Annotated in this window: 18 protein-coding genes and 2 tRNA genes; 16 read left to right on the forward strand and 4 right to left on the reverse strand. The window is 60.9% G+C overall.

Translation table 11 applies throughout. The features are described from left to right. Positions 1 to 27 precede the first annotated feature (27 nt). Positions 28 to 102, reverse strand: a tRNA-Thr gene (locus tag LGQ03_RS10905). An 85-nt stretch (positions 103 to 187) separates the two neighbouring features. Between LGQ03_RS10905 and LGQ03_RS10910 the strand changes: the two genes are divergently transcribed. From LGQ03_RS10910 to LGQ03_RS10985, 16 genes are all read left to right on the forward strand, one after another. Further along, entirely contained in the window at positions 188 to 346 is a 159-nt protein-coding gene (locus LGQ03_RS10910; protein WP_226748414.1) for a hypothetical protein, read from the forward strand. Between the two features lie 75 nt (positions 347 to 421). Beyond that, the gene (gene murA, locus LGQ03_RS10915; RefSeq protein WP_090158928.1) at positions 422 to 1690 is read left to right on the forward strand and encodes a UDP-N-acetylglucosamine 1-carboxyvinyltransferase; all 1269 of its coding nucleotides are present in this window, start codon (positions 422 to 424) and stop codon (positions 1688 to 1690) included. Then, positions 1687 to 2160, forward strand: a complete 474-nt coding sequence (locus LGQ03_RS10920; protein WP_226748415.1) for a DUF2948 family protein — start codon at positions 1687 to 1689, stop codon at positions 2158 to 2160. The genes murA and LGQ03_RS10920 overlap by 4 nt, the downstream gene beginning before the upstream one ends. Before the next feature lie 83 nt (positions 2161 to 2243). Further along, complete coding sequence (gene hisD / locus LGQ03_RS10925; protein WP_226748476.1) at positions 2244 to 3548, forward strand: histidinol dehydrogenase; 1305 nt, start codon at positions 2244 to 2246, stop codon at positions 3546 to 3548. Beyond that, positions 3545 to 4024: a UPF0262 family protein gene (locus LGQ03_RS10930; RefSeq protein ID WP_226748416.1), complete on the forward strand. Its 480-nt coding sequence runs from the start codon at positions 3545 to 3547 to the stop codon at positions 4022 to 4024. Before hisD ends, LGQ03_RS10930 begins: the two co-directional genes overlap by 4 nt. Next, positions 4014 to 4493, forward strand: a complete 480-nt coding sequence (locus LGQ03_RS10935; RefSeq protein WP_226748417.1) for an arsenate-mycothiol transferase ArsC — start codon at positions 4014 to 4016, stop codon at positions 4491 to 4493. The genes LGQ03_RS10930 and LGQ03_RS10935 overlap by 11 nt, the downstream gene beginning before the upstream one ends. A gap of 14 nt (positions 4494 to 4507) precedes the next feature. Continuing rightward, positions 4508 to 5278, forward strand: a complete 771-nt coding sequence (locus LGQ03_RS10940; protein WP_226748418.1) for a glycosyltransferase family 2 protein — start codon at positions 4508 to 4510, stop codon at positions 5276 to 5278. 103 nt (positions 5279 to 5381) lie between these two features. After that, the gene (gene infA, locus LGQ03_RS10945; RefSeq protein ID WP_056038395.1) at positions 5382 to 5600 is read left to right on the forward strand and encodes a translation initiation factor IF-1; all 219 of its coding nucleotides are present in this window, start codon (positions 5382 to 5384) and stop codon (positions 5598 to 5600) included. 86 nt (positions 5601 to 5686) lie between these two features. Next, positions 5687 to 6280 (forward strand): Maf family protein, encoded by a 594-nt coding sequence (locus LGQ03_RS10950; RefSeq protein ID WP_226748419.1) that lies wholly within the window; start codon positions 5687 to 5689, stop codon positions 6278 to 6280. Then, positions 6277 to 7296, forward strand: a complete 1020-nt coding sequence (locus tag LGQ03_RS10955) for a ribonuclease E/G (RefSeq protein WP_226748420.1) — start codon at positions 6277 to 6279, stop codon at positions 7294 to 7296. Before LGQ03_RS10950 ends, LGQ03_RS10955 begins: the two co-directional genes overlap by 4 nt. Further along, positions 7296 to 7469, forward strand: coding sequence for a DNA gyrase inhibitor YacG (locus tag LGQ03_RS10960; RefSeq protein WP_226748421.1), 174 nt, complete (start codon positions 7296 to 7298; stop codon positions 7467 to 7469). The genes LGQ03_RS10955 and LGQ03_RS10960 overlap by 1 nt, the downstream gene beginning before the upstream one ends. 77 nt (positions 7470 to 7546) lie before the next feature. After that, a tRNA-Phe gene (locus tag LGQ03_RS10965) sits at positions 7547 to 7621 on the forward strand. Between the two features lie 428 nt (positions 7622 to 8049). After that, positions 8050 to 8277 (forward strand): hypothetical protein, encoded by a 228-nt coding sequence (locus LGQ03_RS10970; protein ID WP_226748422.1) that lies wholly within the window; start codon positions 8050 to 8052, stop codon positions 8275 to 8277. A 233-nt stretch (positions 8278 to 8510) separates the two neighbouring features. Continuing rightward, positions 8511 to 9659, forward strand: a complete 1149-nt coding sequence (locus LGQ03_RS10975) for a lytic murein transglycosylase (RefSeq protein ID WP_226748423.1) — start codon at positions 8511 to 8513, stop codon at positions 9657 to 9659. Positions 9660 to 9811: 152 nt separating this feature from the next. Then, positions 9812 to 10786 (forward strand): response regulator, encoded by a 975-nt coding sequence (locus tag LGQ03_RS10980; RefSeq protein WP_226748424.1) that lies wholly within the window; start codon positions 9812 to 9814, stop codon positions 10784 to 10786. After that, positions 10783 to 11121, forward strand: a complete 339-nt coding sequence (locus tag LGQ03_RS10985) for an Hpt domain-containing protein (protein ID WP_226748425.1) — start codon at positions 10783 to 10785, stop codon at positions 11119 to 11121. The genes LGQ03_RS10980 and LGQ03_RS10985 overlap by 4 nt, the downstream gene beginning before the upstream one ends. Before the next feature lie 38 nt (positions 11122 to 11159). On the opposite strand, the gene LGQ03_RS10990 is transcribed toward LGQ03_RS10985, so the two are convergent. The 3 genes from LGQ03_RS10990 to LGQ03_RS11000 all read right to left on the reverse strand — a co-directional run bounded on the left by LGQ03_RS10990 (position 11160) and on the right by LGQ03_RS11000 (position 15875). Then, the gene (locus tag LGQ03_RS10990; RefSeq protein ID WP_226748426.1) at positions 11160 to 11528 is read right to left on the reverse strand and encodes a response regulator; all 369 of its coding nucleotides are present in this window, start codon (positions 11526 to 11528) and stop codon (positions 11160 to 11162) included. A gap of 4 nt (positions 11529 to 11532) precedes the next feature. After that, positions 11533 to 12618: a sensor histidine kinase gene (locus LGQ03_RS10995; protein ID WP_226748427.1), complete on the reverse strand. Its 1086-nt coding sequence runs from the start codon at positions 12616 to 12618 to the stop codon at positions 11533 to 11535. A 119-nt stretch (positions 12619 to 12737) separates the two neighbouring features. Further along, complete coding sequence (locus LGQ03_RS11000) at positions 12738 to 15875, reverse strand: CHASE domain-containing protein (RefSeq protein ID WP_226748428.1); 3138 nt, start codon at positions 15873 to 15875, stop codon at positions 12738 to 12740. Positions 15876 to 15896 lie beyond the last annotated feature (21 nt).

Raw genomic sequence — 15896 nt, forward strand, 5'->3', positions numbered from 1 at the left:
TTACGTACGTCAGGATGAAATGGGGGATGGTGCTGTGAGAGAGGATTGAACTCTCGACCTCACCCTTACCAAGGGTGTGCTCTGCCACTGAGCTACCACAGCATCCGTGGGCGGGGAATTAGCGAATAGCTTTGCGGGGTGCAAGCCCCGTCTGGACGCTTTTTCACGGGAAGGCTAGAACAACGACATGACAGAGAAATCACCGGCACCACAGGCGCGCGCCCTGCGCCCCGATAAGGCTCTGACGCGCGAGGAACGGCTCAAGGCCGCCCTCAAGGCGAATATGGCCAAGCGCAAGGCGCAGGCACGGGCGCGTGCGGCGCAGGAGGCGGGCGACGACGACTGACCCGCCTGCGCTGGACCTGCGGCTGCTGTCGCTGTAACACCGCGCGGCAGACATAGACCAAGTTAGGGCAATCACATGGATTCCATCGTCGTCACGGGCGGCAAGCCGTTGAACGGGCAGATTCCGATTGCGGGGGCCAAGAATGCGGCGCTGACACTGATGCCCGCGACCCTGCTGTCCGAAGAGCCGCTGACGCTGACCAATGTGCCGCGCCTGTCGGACATCAAGACAATGACGGCCCTGCTTGAATCGCTGGGCGTCGAGGTGACGTCGATGCAGGGCGGCAAGGTGCAAGTCCTGTCGAGCCACGACATGACCTCGACCACGGCCGATTATGAAATCGTGCGCAAGATGCGGGCGTCCAACCTCGTGCTTGGTCCGCTGCTGGCGCGGCACCACAAGGCGGTGGTGTCTCTGCCCGGTGGCTGTGCAATCGGGGCGCGGCCGATGGACATTCATATCGACGCACTGGAACTGATGGGTGCCACGATCGAACTGCGCGACGGCTATCTGCATGCCACCGCCAGCGGCGGGTTGAAGGGCGCACGGGTCCCGTTGCGCTTTGCCAGCGTCGGTGCCACGGAAAACGTGCTGATGGCCGCCACACTGGCCAAGGGCACGACCGTGATCGAGAACGCAGCGCGCGAGCCGGAAATCGTGGACCTCGCGCGGTGTCTGCGGGCGATGGGCGCGCAGATCGCGGGCGAGGGCACGTCAACCATCGAAATCCAGGGGGTCGACCGGCTTGGTGCTGCAACGCACCCCGTGGTGACAGACCGGATCGAACTGGGCACCTACATGCTGGCCCCGGTGTTCTGCGGCGGCGAGGTGGAATGCCTGGGCGGCCGGATGGAGCTGGTGACGGCATTTGCCGAAAAGCTGGATCTGGCGGGTGTCGATGTGGCCGAAACCGAAGCAGGTCTGAAGGTAAAGCTGCGCGGCGACCGTCCCCGGGCGGTCGATGTGGTCACGGAACCTTTCCCAGGTTTTCCGACCGATTTGCAGGCGCAGATGATGGCGATGCTGTGCCTTGCGGATGGCACCAGCGTGCTGGAAGAAAAGATTTTCGAAAACCGGTTCATGCACGCGCCAGAGCTGATCCGCATGGGGGCCGATATCGAGGTGCAGGGCGGTCAGGCGACCGTGCGCGGGGTCGACCGTCTGAAGGGCGCGCCGGTCATGGCCACCGATTTGCGCGCCAGCGTGTCGCTGATCCTGGCCGGACTGGCCGCCGAGGGCGAGACAACCGTGAACCGGGTGTACCACCTGGATCGCGGCTATGAGCATGTCGAAGACAAGCTGAGCGCCGTGGGCGCACAGATCGCAAGGGTGCCGGGCGTATGACGGATGCGAGATTCGAGGATGGCGCGGAAAAGCCGCTGCGCCTGATGGCCTGGGATGCGGCCGATTTGCAGGTCGTGGCCTCGCTTTCGCAGGATTCGGTTTTTCCGGCGTCCGAAATGCGCTGGACCCCAGCCGAACGCCGTTTTGCAGTATTGCTCAACCGGTTCCGCTGGGAGGACAAGGGCAGCCTGGCACCCGGTCACCGGCCGGAACGGGTTCAGTCGGTCTTGTTGATCGAGGACGTGACGGGCGTCAAAAGCCAGGGCGTGCCCAAGGGCGATGCCGACACGATCCTGTCGTTGCTGGATATCACATTCGAACTCGGCCCGGACGGCACGGGCGCGGTCGTGCTGACGCTGGCGGGGGACGGTGTGATTTCCTGCGGCGTTGAGGCGCTGGGCGTCGTGTTGAAAGATGTGACCCGGCCCTATGTCGCGGTTTCAGGCAAGGTTCCGCATCATCCGGATTGACTGCGCTTGATCTGACTGGCGGCTGTGCCGCGCATGATTGTTGATTTGCCCAGCGGCACCACAGGTGCCTGATGAGGGACCCGATGCCCGATTTTCTGAACTACGATGACGCCGATTTCGAAACCCGTTTTCTGGCGCTGCTGACAGCCAAACGCGAGGATTCGCCCGATGTGGACGATGCTGTCGCCGCCATCATTGCCCAGGTTCGGGCGCAGGGTGATGCGGCGCTGATTGCGCTGACCGAAAAATACGACCGTTTGACGCTGACGCCGGATACCTTGCGGATTTCAACCGCCGAAGTCGATGCAGCCTGTGCACAGGTCAGCAATGACGACCGGGCCGCACTGGAACTGGCGGCGGCACGCATCAGGGCCTATCACGCACGCCAACTGCCCGAGGATGCCCAGTGGGAGGACGAGGCCGGCGCAACGCTGGGCTGGCGCTGGACGCCTGTGTCTGCCGCGGGTCTCTATGTGCCGGGGGGGCTGGCCAGCTATCCGTCGTCCGTTTTGATGAATGCGGTTCCGGCCAAGGTGGCGGGCGTGGGGCGTCTGGCGATGGTCGTGCCCAGCCCGGACGGTGTGCTGAACCCGCTGGTGTTGATGGCGGCACGCATCGCGGGCGTCGATGAAATCTACCGGATCGGCGGCGCGCAGGCGATTGCGGCACTGGCCTATGGGACCGAAACCATCGCGCCGGTGGACAAGATCACGGGACCGGGCAATGCCTATGTCGCGGCGGCCAAACGCCGGGTGTTCGGCAAGGTCGGCATCGACATGATCGCGGGCCCGTCCGAAATTCTGGTCATCGCAGATGCGGACAACGATCCCGACTGGATCGCGCTGGACCTGCTGTCGCAGGCCGAACATGACGAAAGCGCGCAATCCATCCTGATCACGACCGACGCAGCCTTTGGCCGTGCGGTGGCGGATGCGGTGGATGCACGGCTGCAGACGCTGGAACGGCGCAAGATCGCGGGGGCCAGCTGGCGCGATTTCGGGGCGATCATCACGGTGCCTGATCTGGACGCTGCGGTTGCCCTGTCGGACCGGATCGCGCCCGAACACCTGGAACTGTGCGTGAATGACGCCGAGGCGCTGGCGGCGCGGATCACGCACGCGGGCGCAATCTTTGTCGGTGGCTGGACGCCAGAGGCGATCGGCGACTACATTGGAGGTCCGAACCACGTGCTGCCCACTGCTCGGTCAGCACGGTTTTCAAGTGGATTGTCCGTGATGGATTTTGTCAAACGCACCACCATCGCCCGCATGACGCCGCAGGCACTGGCGGCTGTCGGGCCGTCTGCCGTGCGACTGGCCACCTCCGAGAGCCTGGAGGCGCACGGCCTCAGCGTGCAGGCCCGGCTGGACCGGTTGAACCAGTCATGAGCCGGATCGTCACCATCAATCTCGATGACAGCGGGCTGCCGGCACCCTCTGCCGAAATCGAGCAGGAACGCAGGGTCGCGATTTTCGATCTGCTGGAGGACAACACCTTTGTGCTGCCCGCCAAGGACGGTCGCAAGGTCCCGCCGGGTCCATATGATCTGGCGCTGTCGATCCGGGACCGCAGGCTGGTGTTCGATGTTAGGGACGCCAATCTGGGTGAGGCGGGCGCGTTTCATCTGTCGCTGGGACCATTCCGTCAGGTCGTCAAAGACTATTTCCAAATCTGCGAAAGCTATTTCGATGCGGTGAAAACCGCGGCCCCCAGCCAGATTGAAACCATCGATATGGCGCGGCGCGGCATTCACAACGAAGGCGCGCGCGTGTTGCAGGAACGTCTGGATGGCAAGGCCGAGGTCGACATCGACACGGCGCGTCGTCTGTTCACGCTGATCTGCGTGTTGCATTTTGGCGGCTGACGGCAAACCTCCGGCGGCAAGCCTGCCGCAATCGGTCCTGTTTTGTTGCGACCACAACGCCGTGCGTTCGCCCATGGCCGAGGGCATCATGAAAAAGATGTATGGCACCCGTGCCTACATCCAGTCCGTCGGTGTCAACAACGACATGGAAATCGACGGTTTCGCAATCACCGTCTGCGCCGAAATCGGGGTCGAGCTGGAACGCCACCGGTCGCGCAGTTTCGACGAGATGGAAGACTGGGGCGATGATCTGTCGTCGTTCGATCTGGTGCTGGCCTTGTCGCCTGCAAGTCAGCGGCGCGCGCTGGATCTGACGCAGTTCTATCATCTGGACGTGGAATACTGGCCTTTGCTGGACCCGACCGGCATGGGGGACAATCGCGAGGAAAAACTCGCGCTCTATCGTCAGACCCGCGACCAGATCGTGCGCCACCTGCAAGAGCGGTTCGGCCCGCCCTGCGCGGAATGACCGAGCCGGCCTGCATGAAAATCTCGATCATCACTGCGGTGTATAACGCGGCGGCCACCGTGGGGCAGGCGGTTGCCAGCGTTGATGCGCAGACGGGTGTGGATGTGGAACACATCATTGTCGACGGATTGTCGCAAGACGACACGCTGGCGGTCATCGCGGGCATGGGGCAGGGCGGACGCATTGTGATATCCGAGGCGGATCGCGGCATCTATGACGCCATCAACAAGGGGATCGCCCGCGCCACCGGGGATGTGATCGGGGTCGTTCATGCGGACGATTATCTGGCCGATGATCATGTCCTGTCCGATATTGCGGCCATCTTTGCAGATCCGGCGGTCGAGGCGGTTTATGGTGATCTGGACTATGTTCAGAAATCCGATACGCGCCGGATCGTGCGGCATTGGCAGGCAGGTGCGTATCGTCCGGCCCGACTGCGGCGCGGCTGGATGCCGCCGCATCCGACCCTGTTCCTGCGGGCCGCGGTCTTTGACCGGATCGGTGGCTATGATCCAGCGCTGCGGATCGCGGCGGATTATGACCTGATCCTGCGCTATTTCAGCACGACCACGGTTCAGCCGGTCTATCTGCCACGCGTGCTGGTCAAGATGCGGGTCGGCGGGGAAAGCAACCGGTCGCTGGACCGAATCCTGTTGAAAATGCGCGAGGACCGTCTGGCCTTGCGGCGAAACGGCATCGGGGGATGGGGCACGATCGCGGTCAAGAACCTGTCCAAGCTGCGTCAGTTCGTGCCGTTTGTGTCGGGACAGGGCCGCGCGTCCTGACGTCCCACACCTCTGGCCCGTATTTCCCCTTGAAAACCCGTTCAATCGGGCGCATCTAGGCGCGGTCCCCGGATACCGGGGCAAAGCAATCACAGGAGACCACATGGCCAAGGATGAACTTCTCGAATTTCCGGGCGTCGTGAAGGAACTGCTGCCGAATGCGACATTCCGGGTCGAGTTGGAAAACGGCCATGAGATCATCGCACATACGGCTGGCAAGATGCGCAAGAACCGCATCCGTGTCCTCGCTGGCGACAAGGTGCAGGTCGAAATGACCCCCTACGATCTGACCAAGGGTCGGATCAATTATCGTTTCAAATAGGTCGAAACCGACGGTTTCGGCCCGTGCGGGTCTGCGGATCGCAGGGCGATCTGCATCCGTCACCCGGCACATGAACGGGTGAAGTTATGTCAAACCCCCAAAAACCCCGCCTGATCCTCGGCTCTGGTTCGCCCCGGCGACTGGAGCTTTTGGCGCAGATCGGCGTGGTGCCTGACGCGGTGCTGCCGCCGGACGTGGACGAATCCGTGCATGCGGGCGAGCTGCCCCGCGACTACGTCAAGCGCATCGCCCGCGCCAAGGTGGATGCCGTGGCGGCTGAAGATGCCATCGTGCTTTGTGCCGATACCACTGTCGCCGCTGGCCGGCGGATCATGGGCAAGCCTGCCGATGTCGACGAGGCACGGGCATTTCTGACCTTGTTGTCGGGGCGTCGCCACAACGTCATCACCGCGATGGCGGTCAAACGTGGTGATCGTGTCTGGACGCGGGATGTGCAGACGGCAGTGCGCATGAAACGTCTGTCTGTGGCTGAAATGGACGCCTATCTCGCGACCGATGATTGGCGCGGCAAGGCTGGTGGTTATGCCATTCAGGGACCCGCCGGCGCATTTATCCCTTGGTTGAACGGCAGTTTCACGGGCGTCGTCGGCCTGCCGCTGGCCGAGGCCGCCACGTTGCTGATGGCCGCAGGCTATCCCGTTTATGGAGACCCCCGATGAAGGGCCGCACGATCGTTCTGGATCATTTCAATGGCGCAGAAGCCGCCGCATTGATGGTGGACGGGCAGCTGGACGACCTGCTGGTCGATGCTGTCGACGCCCCGCGACCGGGTGCCATTTTCCGCGCGATCTGCGACCGCCCGCTCAAGGGGCAGGGCGGCATGATGCTGCGGCTGCCCGACGGCGAGACGGCATTCCTGCGACAGGGCCGCGGCCTGAAGCCGGGCCAGCCGATGCTGGTTCAGGTGACCGGCTACGCCACCGACGGCAAGGCGGTGCCTGTCACGGACCGGGTGCTGTTCAAAAGCCGCTACGCGATCGTCACGCCCGGAAAACCGGGGGTCAATATCTCGCGCCAGATCGCGGATGATGATGAACGCGACAGGTTGAAACTGGTTGCGCTGGAAAATTACGACGGCGACATGGGATTGATTCTGCGGTCTTCCTGCGAGGGTGCCGAAGCGTCCGATATCATCGAGGATATCGCGGCGATGCATGATCTGGCCTTGGCCGTGATGGATGACGCAGAGGGCGCAGGCCCTGAGGCACTGACCGAAGGTGACGGACCTCATGCGCTGGCCTGGCGTGAATGGACCCGCCCGGCCGAGGTCGTCACCCGTGACGGCAGCTTTGCCGATCTGGGTGTGCTGGATCAGATCGACAACCTGGGCCAGCCACGCGTGGAACTGGACGGCGGGTCCATGTATGTCGAGGCGACACGCGCCTTGGTCGCAGTGGATGTGAACACCGGCGGCGATACCTCGCCCGCTGCCGCGCTCAAGGCGAACCTGTCTGCCTCTCGGCTTCTGCCGCGCGCATTGCGCCTGCGTGGTTTCGGCGGGCAAATCGCCGTTGATTTCGCACCGATGTCCAAGGCGCATCGCAGGCAGGTCGAACAGGCCTTGCGGGCGGCATTTCGTGCTGACGCGGTCGAAACATCGCTGGTGGGCTGGACCACGATGGGCCTGTTCGAGTTGCAGCGCAAACGTGAACGTCTGCCGTTTGAGGTGTCGTGATGGCCTGTCCGATCTGTGACCGCGAAACCGACCCCAAAATGCGCCCGTTCTGTTCCAAACGCTGCGCCGATATCGATCTGGCCCGCTGGTTCAGCGGATCCTATGTCATCCCCGCCGCCCCCGAAGAGCAGGGTGACGACGATGTTTGGGACGGTTCCGAGAAACCTCACTAATTCGCGTCAAAAGGCTCTGGACACCCCGTCAATCCTTGCCTAGAACGCCGCTACCCGACGGAAATATCCGTCCCGGTGCCCGGGTAGCTCAGGGGTAGAGCAGTGGATTGAAAATCCTCGTGTCGGTGGTTCGATTCCGCCCCTGGGCACCATTTAAACTTACCGAAATATTGTGATGGATCGGGTCGTGTTCGGCCTGGGCCTGTGATGTTCCGGTTGGGTTTGCGGTTGCTTCAATGCGTCCATCCGTAGGCTTTGTTATTGGAAATCTGCTTGGCAAGGCGGCTGGCTTGTCAGACGTCGCGGTATCGAAAGTGGGTGGGCCAGACGCTTGCGGTCGGTAGGCAGGCATTGCGCGTATCCGGTTGCGCTGCATGCGCGTGAGAGGCCTTTTTTGCGTGATGCGGCTGATGCGATCTGCGGGTTTGCGTGAATTTGGGCCACGATGCCTGCGCGCCCAAAATGGCGGCCAAAGCGATCAAGTGTTGCCGCGTGACATGGCTGTCTTTGGTCGGCTATTTTTCGTGACATATGTGGTGAGCAGGCGCAGAGGGTCGTCAATGCAGCAAGGATCATGTTCGTGAGGCTGGTCGCGCTGAGTCTGCTTGGCTTGTCCGGTGTCTTTGCCTTTCTCTTTCATGTGATGCATGTCCGCTGGCGTGACTGTTTTGATGCCATGGGGCGCTGTTTTGATGTCCAGTCCGGCGTCGTCTATCAGCAACAATCGGGATTGGTCTGGGGCCAGCTGACGGCAGCGACGTTTGCGGGTGCCATCGTTGTGATCTGGCTGTCCTGGAAAAGGGGCTGAAATCAGAACCAGGTGTAGCCAGCAGACATGCGGGCCCGCGATGTGTCCGTTTCACCTGCATGGCGTATCGTCGTCTGTTCTGGCCTAAATATCGTAGGCAGCGGACCGCGTGCGAAGGGCGAAATGAAAGATTTCACGGTCAGAGGAAATCCGCGGGTCGGCATCGGACGCCCTTACCTGTGGGATCGCGTTTCGATAGGGTTGGGTAAAATATCCAGAAACGGGCGACGAACATGTTGACGAGCAGACGAATGTTTTCCCTGGGCGCGCTGGCCAGCGTGCTCGCGGGCTGTGGTGGACGCGGCGGCGGCACTGTGATGGCTGGTCCTGCGGCTGCACCCGCCATGCAGGCCGTTGCAAATCCGGCCTATGACGCCTGGGTGGCCGGTTTTCAGGGTCGTGCAGCCAATGCGGGTATCACGCAGGCGATACTGGACCGGGCATTTGCGCGTGCCGGTTTCCTGCCCGACGTGGTCGAACGCGACCGGAACCAGACAGAATTCACACGCACGCTGGAGGAATATCTGGCGATTGCCGCATCAGAGGAACGTATCGCCAAGGGGCGCGCCAATTATGCACGCTACCGCGATCCGTTGGCCCGGATCGAGGCGCGATACGGCGTCGAGGCGCATGTCGTCACGGCGGTCTGGGGGCTCGAGAGCATGTTTGGGGAACGCCGTGGCGATGTGCCTGTGATTTCCGCCTTGTCGACGCTGGCATTTGACGGCCGTCGCGGTGCATTTTTTGAAAGCCAGCTGATTGGCGCGCTGCGGATCCTGCAAAGCGGGGATATTACGCCCGATCGGATGACCGGCAGCTGGGCGGGGGCGATGGGGCACACGCAGTTTATCCCGACGTCCTATCTTGAATATGCCGTTGATTTCACGGGCGATGGCAGGCGCGACATATGGGGCGAGGATCCGACCGATGCGCTGGCCAGCACGGCAGCGTATCTCGCGCGGTCAGGCTGGCGCCGGGGCGAGCCCTGGGGGGGCGAGATCGGGTCGCCCGGGGCCGCAGCCGGAACGCGTCGTCTGACGCCGCAGGCCGGTGGTCCGACATTCGCGGTCGGGCCGAATTTCAACGCGATCAAGCGATACAACAATTCCGATTCTTACGCGATCGGCGTGGGGCATCTGTCCGACCGGATCATCGGTGCAGGCCCGATCCGCGGCAGTTTCCCGCCCGACCGCTATGGTCTGACGGGCGACACCCGCAAGGAGCTGCAACAGCGCCTGACGGCGGCAGGGTTCGATACACAAGGTGCCGACGGTGTGTTGGGCGCGAATTCCAGAGCCGCAATCACGGCCTATCAGCAGCGCAACGGACTGGCCGTGACCGGAGAACCGTCACTGGATCTGCTGTTGAGGCTACGAGGCTGAAAGTTGCCGCCAACTTGATCTGATTTAGGCCATACAACCTGAGGTTCCGAAGAATCGTCCCCGTCAGAACACTTTTTTGACCTAATTCCCCTGTTCACTGAAATCTTAGGTTGTTCCAAAAAATGGAAAGCCTGTGTTTTGGGGTATAAGTCATGAAAATTCTCGCGGTCGACGACGATCCGTTCATTCTGGAACTTCTGGTCAGCCTCGTCGGCTTTCTGGACGGGCACCAATTGGTGACGGCTACTGATGCGACTGATGCACTGCGGGTGATGGATCTCAATCCGGACATTGAGTGTTTTCTGGTCGATATCCAGATGCCCGGACGTGACGGAATCGAGTTGTGCCGCGACATTCGTCGTGATCCGCGTTTTGCCCGGTCGCCCGTCATGATGCTGACAGCGATGGCCGACAAGGATCACATCGACCGCGCCTTTGCCGCCGGTGCCACGGATTACATCAACAAACCGTTTGACGTGGCAGAGCTGTCCGAACAGTTGGAACTGGCCAGCTGGCGTATCACGTCACGCGAGATATCGCATGATCGCCTGACGCAGACACCATCGGGTCACATGGTCAGCGAAACGGCGGGCCCTCTCGCGCTGTATCAACCGTTTGAAATCCACGATGTCGATGGTGTCGTCACCCTGACCGCGCTGGAAAATTACATCACCAAGCTGTCGCGGAACGCGCTCTACGGTTCAAGCGTCGTAGGTGTCACGCTGCGCGAGGCGGATCGGTTCTTTTCCGCGCTGTCCGAATTCGATTTTCGCTGCCTGATGGCCGACCTGTCCGAGGCGCTGAGCGATGAACTGGCGCATTTCAATCCGCTGTTGTCCTATGTCGGCAGCGGCACGTTCGTCTGCATTCTCGAGGACGGGGCGCGCCTGGATGCGCGGCGTTTCACGGATGCGCTGAACCTGTCGATCCATCGGATGGACCTGCATGCCAGCACGGGCGAGCGTCTGCATTTGCGCATGTGCGTCGGTGAGGCGGTCAGATTGTTCTGGCGGCCGGGTCAGCAGGCCATCGAATGCCTGTCGCGCGCCCATGCCAACGCCGAGGCCGAGGCGCAGAAACGCGAACGCGATCTGGACGCGTTCTGGATGTTGGAGCGTTCGGCATGAACCAGTCATCCATGTCGTCCATGAATGCCGCGATTGAACGCCTGCGTGATCGGTTCATGACCGAATACCGCGAAAGGCACGCAGAGCTGATATCGCTTGGGCTACAGATCGGGGTTTCGGGCGATGACCGCGAGACGTTGGACCGTGCCAAGGCCAATCTGCATCGGACCGCCGGCACCGCTGGCACATTGGGCCTGGAACGTTTGGGGCGCGAGGCATCACGCGCCGAGGAACGGATTGCCCATATGTTGAAATCAGAAGAAATCGACCCAGAGCAGGCGATCCGCGTGCTGGTCCAGTTTCTGGATATTTCGGAAAGCTTCGTCAAACATTAGCGGGTTGCAAGCCCACCAGAGACATAGTTGGCGGCATCTCAAATCTTGAGGGCCGCCATTATGTCGTCTGCCAATGTGATCGGATCAAAGGGTTTCGCGATGACGGCCACGGCACCTTGGTCCAGCAAGGCCTGCTTTTCGACGGATTGCACCCGTGCGGTCATGAAAATCGCGGGCACATCGGACAGGGCAGGGTCCTTGCGCAGGGTGGCCAGTACCTCGGGTCCGGTCATGTTCGGCATCATCACGTCAAGCAAGAGGACATCAGGCGCGAAATCCGCTGCATGATCCACGGCCATTTGCCCGTCTGCACATTGCAGGATTTCGAATTGTCCCGACATTCCCAGTGCGAGTTCGGCGATCTCGCGGATATCGGGGTCGTCTTCGGCGTGGAGAATTTTGATCATGATGCTACTTGTCCTCGTCGCTTGGCGATGCGTCTGCCAGTGTGATTGTCACGGTGGTGCCCTGATCCTGTGTGCTGGACAGTGCAATGCTGCCGTCATGCGATTCGATGATCGTTTTCACGATGGCCAGACCCAACCCCGTACTGCCCGAACGGTTGCGATGAATTGATCCTGCCTGATTGAACCGTTCAAAAATCGTTTCCAGCGCATCCGCGGGGATACCGATCCCCCTGTCCGTGACATTGATCCGGTGTGACCCGTCGTCTTGGGTAAAGAGCACGATGGTGATCGTCCCACCCTTGTGAGAGAATTTGCAGGCATTCGAGATCAGGTTGGTCATGACCTGGTGCATGCGATCAGCATCCAGCAGCGCCATGGCCGGATTGTCCGGCATGTCACAGATGACGTTCACACCATAGCCTTGGGCGAAATCGGCGTTCGCCTCGCAGGCCGCATCGATGACCGCGCGCAGATCCGTCGGAACCATGTCAAAGGTCATGTTGCCGCTGGACATTTTTTCGAGGTCCAGGATGTCGTTGACCAGCAGCATCAGCCTGCCGACGTTGCGATGTGCGATATCCAGCAGTTTGCGGGTCTGGTCGGTGATCGGGCCGGATGCGCCTGACAGCGCCAGACCAAGTGCGCCCTTGACCGACGTGAGCGGTGTGCGCAGCTCGTGACTGACGGTTGCCACGAAATCATCGCTCAGGCCTGATGACCCAGCCTGACGGTTGCGCAAGATCAACAAGAAGGGCGCCTCGTCATAGAGACCGCACCGCTGATATTCGATGCAATAGAGCTGACCCGCGTAGCTGACATGCGCTTCACTCCGGGAGGTCTGCTGTCTTGCAAGCGCGGCCTTCAGCGCGTCCTGACCGGTCTGGAATGGAATTGATGTGAGGGTTCTGGTGCCAACTTCGGTCGCGTCAAACAGAGCGCGTGCCGCAGCGTTCATGTAGATGATCGTGTCGCGGTCCGCCGCCAATCCGATGACCGGATCGGACAATGTGTCCAACAATGACGAAGATCCAAAGGAATATTCCTGGGCCGCAAAGCCGAGGGCGGTAACGGTCGAAAAATTACTCGTCATCAATACTTCCTATTCTTCCGGAATGAACGGCAGTAAATTTGCCGCTGTTTCCTCAAATCAATTTTTCAAATAAATATGCCCAAAGAATGGCTGTTAATGTGCATGTTCGTGAATTGGCTTTAGGCGACGTCACGCAGTTGCATGACGACCTGTTCGACGCATTTACGTGATTTCGTCAGCGACAGGCTGATCCGCGTGTCGATATGCTGGCGGTCGTGCGATGACAGGACGACAAATCGGGCCTGCGGCTGCGCATCAACGAGGGCATCGACCACTTCGGCTGCGTCCCCGTCCTTGAGTTCCCAGTCAATGATCACGGTGTCAAAAAGTCCGTCGAACATCGCCTTGCGGACCTCTGCCAGTGATTGCACGACCTGCACATCGGCAAAGTCCTGCAAGCTCAGTTTCAGGATTTCAGCAAAGTCTTTGTCATCCTCCAGATGCAGAATGCGTTTGCGCACATTGTTTTTTGGCCGGACGATCTGAATGTCCGCCGGGGCAAGGCCATCCGCGATGGGGCAGGTGAACCAGAATTCCGTGCGGCCAGGCATGCTATCGAAACCGATCTGGCCGCCCATGCTCTCGACGATCTGGCGTGAAATGTTCAGGCCCAGACCGGTGCCGCCCTTGGTGCGGGTGTCAGAACTGTCGGCCTGCGAGAACGGCTTGAAAATATGGGCACGAAAGCTGTCGGGCACGCCTGGGCCAAGGTCGGTCACGCTGAACCGCAGGTCGCTGCCCCGGCGACTGAGGCCAAGCACGACCTGCGATCCCAGCGGGGCGTATTTGCAGGCATTCGACAACAGGTTCGTCAGCACTTGCAAAACGCGGTCCACATCCGCCTGGACCATGGCACCGCGGGTGTCGTCCTGAACCCGCAATGATACGCCGTGGCGTTCGGCGTAGGGGGCATTCTGTTCGATTGCCTGTTGCGCCATCAGAACACCCACTTGCGGTCTGATATCGAAATCCAGCTTGCCGGCACCGATCTTCTCGAGGTCCAGAATGTCGTTCACGAGGTAGATCAACCGGTCCACGTTCGACTGGGCAATATCCAGCAGGCGCGGGGGGGCGTTCGGCCCGGCCTTGGCCATCAGGCCAAGCGCGCCTTTGATCGACGTCAGTGGTGTGCGCAATTCATGACTCACGGTGGCCACGAATTCGGACTTGATGCGCGCGGCTTCTTTTTCCTGGGTCACGTCGCTGATCTGCATGACAAACAGGTCTGTGCGGGCATTCGGGTCGGGGGCCCAGGATACCTTGACCACGCCCCAGCGAATTTCGCCGTTGGGCTGGGTGATCTTGTGTTCGCCACGATAGGTCTTTTCGGTGCAACCTTGCAGGTTGATGACCGCACGCACGATTTCCGCCCCCTCGGCGGGGCCGAACAAGTCGCTGAGCTGCATTTGAGACAGTTCCGCGCGGCTGCGCCCGGTCAGGCTGGCCATTGCGCCGTTCGGGTCGGTCAAGCTGCCGTCCCCGTCGATGATGACCATGCTGACAGGTGCATGTGCCTGCGCCAGACGGATGCGCTCCTCGCTGGCCTGAAGAGCATCCTGCAAGTCGCGCTGGGCCTGAATGTCGGTCTGCGCACCGATCAGTCGCAGTGCGTTTCCCTCTGCATCACGTTCCACCACGACGGCATCTGATTTCATGTAGCGCCATGTCCCGTCGTCGAATTTGACACGGAACTCGCTGATCGACCGGGGGGTCAGGCCAGCGATACAGTCACGATCAGCCGCTTCCAGTTGGTCGATATCATCGGGGTGGATGCGTGATTTGAAGATGTGCTGCACCTGGTCCATCGGCACGTCGCTGTCGATCTCCATAAGGCGACGCCAGGTATCCGAAACGATCGACGTCTGCGTCACGAGGTTGACGTCGAACACACCGATGTCGGCACCACTGAGTGCGAGGTTCCAGCGTGCCTCGGTCTTGCGCAGCTTTTCCGCGCTCTCGGTCTGTGCGGTGACGTCGCGCAGAATGACGGTATGCCGTATTTCACCATTCGCCGCCCGCCAGGTGTTTCGCTGCAATTCCAGATAGAGTGTCTGGCCGCCGTGCAGCGCGTATGTCGCCTCGGCGAATGTCCAATCGTTTGTCAGGCCCTGCGTGGTGAGCAGGTCCCGCAGGCGCTGCCCTTCAAGCGTATCGTCGTTCATTCCCAAGAGCGCCTTGGCGGCCGTGTTGGCCGATATGATCCGGCCCTGCTGGTTCAGCACCAGAACGCCGAATACAGCGTTGTCGACGATCGCGCGGTTGCGGTCCTCGTTCGAAATGATCTGGCGGTTCGCCAGTATTTCCGATTTTGTAATGGCCGACACGTAGCCGATCAGCAGGAGCGTGATAAACGCCCCCCCCGCCAGCACGAGCCACGCCACATGGTGGCCCTGCGCTTGTGAAAACTGGGGTGTGCTGGCCCACACGATGTTCCACTGACGACCAAAGACCCGCAGGCTCGCACTGCGTGAATAGGCCGCCTCTTCCGAGGCGTGCTGACCGAAAATCGGCGTGTCGGGGTCGGCGGAATCGTAGATGGTGATGTTGAACATCTGGTCCTGACCGGCGGTCAATCCGGTCAGCAGATTTTCCGCAAAGATCGGGGCATAGACCCAGTCGACAAATGCGGCACGCCGTTCCATCAGTGTTTCGCGCGGCATGCCCACCGCGTACCGGGGCCGCAGCATCAGGAAACCGACCTGATCATTGCCGCCCTGGACCAGCACGAGAGGCCCGGTCAATTTGGTCATGCCGTGATTGCGGGCGTTGACTGCGGCCGTGTAGCGGTTGACCTCAAAGGCGATATCCAATCCACGCGCCTTGGCATTTGGTTCGTAGGGTTCGATGTGTCGAATGACCATCTTTTCAGAGCGCTCCCGGATCGGGTGGATCACGAGTTCGCCGACATTGTCCTGACGCGCTGCATTCAGGAATTCCGTCAGATTGTCGCGGTTAACCGGCTGAATCAGTCCGATGCCGGACACGGCAGGCAGGTTGCGCGAAATATCGAGTGAGTTGACGTAGTCGACCCAGTCCTGCTGGGTGACGTCGTCAGAGGCATTCAACAAACCAGCGACACCATCCAGTGCCAATGCCACCGCTGCTAAACGTTGCAAAATAGCTGTTTCGCTGTCGGCAGTGATCGATTCAAAAGCGGTCGCGGTGCGTTTGCTGGCCAGATCGTAGGTTAGCCACGTCGTAAAGATCGTCAGCGCAATTGTGACCGGTATGGCCAGTTGTCGGATAGACGTCTGCATCGCAACCCCTTGTTTCGGGAA

The sequence above is a fragment of the Loktanella gaetbuli genome (genome assembly GCF_020531945.1).
Taxonomy (GTDB): Bacteria; Pseudomonadota; Alphaproteobacteria; order Rhodobacterales; family Rhodobacteraceae; genus Loktanella; species Loktanella gaetbuli.

Excerpts from the sequence above, each read along its gene's own strand:
- LGQ03_RS10930 (WP_226748416.1), top strand. The coding sequence starts at position 3,545 with ATGAGCCGGATCGTCACCATCAATCTCGATGACAGCGGGCTGCCGGCA.
- hisD (WP_226748476.1), top strand. The coding sequence starts at position 2,244 with ATGCCCGATTTTCTGAACTACGATGACGCCGATTTCGAAACCCGTTTT.
- LGQ03_RS10920 (WP_226748415.1), top strand. The coding sequence starts at position 1,687 with ATGACGGATGCGAGATTCGAGGATGGCGCGGAAAAGCCGCTGCGCCTG.
- LGQ03_RS11000 (WP_226748428.1), bottom strand. The coding sequence starts at position 15,875 with ATGCAGACGTCTATCCGACAACTGGCCATACCGGTCACAATTGCGCTG.
- LGQ03_RS10985 (WP_226748425.1), top strand. The coding sequence starts at position 10,783 with ATGAACCAGTCATCCATGTCGTCCATGAATGCCGCGATTGAACGCCTG.
- LGQ03_RS10995 (WP_226748427.1), bottom strand. The coding sequence starts at position 12,618 with ATGACGAGTAATTTTTCGACCGTTACCGCCCTCGGCTTTGCGGCCCAG.
- infA (WP_056038395.1), top strand. The coding sequence starts at position 5,382 with ATGGCCAAGGATGAACTTCTCGAATTTCCGGGCGTCGTGAAGGAACTG.
- LGQ03_RS10950 (WP_226748419.1), top strand. The coding sequence starts at position 5,687 with ATGTCAAACCCCCAAAAACCCCGCCTGATCCTCGGCTCTGGTTCGCCC.
- murA (WP_090158928.1), top strand. The coding sequence starts at position 422 with ATGGATTCCATCGTCGTCACGGGCGGCAAGCCGTTGAACGGGCAGATT.
- LGQ03_RS10960 (WP_226748421.1), top strand. The coding sequence starts at position 7,296 with ATGGCCTGTCCGATCTGTGACCGCGAAACCGACCCCAAAATGCGCCCG.
- LGQ03_RS10980 (WP_226748424.1), top strand. The coding sequence starts at position 9,812 with ATGAAAATTCTCGCGGTCGACGACGATCCGTTCATTCTGGAACTTCTG.
- LGQ03_RS10955 (WP_226748420.1), top strand. The coding sequence starts at position 6,277 with ATGAAGGGCCGCACGATCGTTCTGGATCATTTCAATGGCGCAGAAGCC.
- LGQ03_RS10940 (WP_226748418.1), top strand. The coding sequence starts at position 4,508 with ATGAAAATCTCGATCATCACTGCGGTGTATAACGCGGCGGCCACCGTG.
- LGQ03_RS10910 (WP_226748414.1), top strand. The coding sequence starts at position 188 with ATGACAGAGAAATCACCGGCACCACAGGCGCGCGCCCTGCGCCCCGAT.
- LGQ03_RS10990 (WP_226748426.1), bottom strand. The coding sequence starts at position 11,528 with ATGATCAAAATTCTCCACGCCGAAGACGACCCCGATATCCGCGAGATC.
- LGQ03_RS10975 (WP_226748423.1), top strand. The coding sequence starts at position 8,511 with ATGTTGACGAGCAGACGAATGTTTTCCCTGGGCGCGCTGGCCAGCGTG.